This window comes from Endozoicomonas sp. SESOKO2 (assembly GCF_024606245.1).
Classification (GTDB): Bacteria; Pseudomonadota; Gammaproteobacteria; order Pseudomonadales; family Endozoicomonadaceae; genus Endozoicomonas_A.
In genome coordinates, this window is record NZ_JAHHPQ010000167.1 from 1 (window position 1) to 1,125 (window position 1,125).

Sequence of the window (1,125 nt, forward strand, 5' to 3'; positions counted from 1 at the left end):
ACTGGCGTAAGGCCATCAATAGCGTCATCACCCATGGCACCCGGCAGAATCCGTCAGTGCGTGATTTTATGAAAGTAGCCTGTTGGCAGTTACTGCCGGATGCTGATAAAAAGCCGGATGAGGAGCAAACTGCCTCAGTGGACCCGGATCGGTTAAATGACATCATTAATAGTACCCCGCAGTTGGACAGAGCGTTTGTGCAGCAGAACCCATGGCCACTGGCCAGAGCCTTTGACCCGGCAGCCTTTAACGAGACTCAATTCAGAGTATTAAAACTGTCCTATGAAAAACCCTTTCCATTTTTGTCGACTGAAAAATCTCTGGATGAGCTCTGTGCCGCGATCGTTGCCCACTCGCCGGAACGACAACGACAGGCAATAGCGCATCAGTTGGCAGTTGATCCAGCGGCAGCAGAACAATATCAAACGTTAGCCATCAGACCATCAAGACAGATCAAACGTATACAAGATGCACTGGCTTCTGGCTGGCATTTACCTCTGTCATCAGGGCAGACCCGATCCGATGCCATTCAATCTCTGGCCACCGATTGTTTTCACATGGCCAAAACAGGGAATTCCGACGCAGAATGCATTGAACGCATAGAAAACCGACTGTCTCAATCACTGGAATGGCAGGGTTCCGCTGATAAGCCACTGTCAGCATTGGCCCATGATCTTTATTACGGCGAGATGAGTCAGAAGGATCGTGAAAACCGTCGATTGTCCCGACTCCATGACCGGTTGGCGGACTCTCCCGTTCTATTCCTGCAGGGGGAAACCGGCACTGGAAAAAGTTACTTTTCTGCCAGAATGGCGAAGGCCTCAGGACAGGCTGTGGTGATATCCCTTGGACCTTCTGACAGCGAACAAACCCTCATGAAACGCTGGCAGTGGCAAGAGCACACCAGTGGCGACCGCTCTATGAAACAGCAAAACCGGGCCCTGATGGAATGGGCTAGTACCCCGTCCGACATAGACGGCGAGTACGTTACCCTGGTGCTGGATGAAGCCAATCTCGCCAAAACCGGATTGCTGGCGTCATTAAACGGCTTATGGGAACCGAAACCCTATATCTATGTGAATGGCCACCCTGTCAAGGTCAGCTCAAAACACCGGGTGATTCTCA

The 1,125-nt window shown here is 51.5% G+C and carries 1 protein-coding gene; it reads left to right on the top strand.

Translation table 11 applies throughout. The features are described from left to right. A partial coding sequence (locus KDK17_RS04205) for an AAA family ATPase (protein ID WP_257287420.1) occupies positions 1-1,125 on the top strand: 1,125 nt, incomplete at both ends.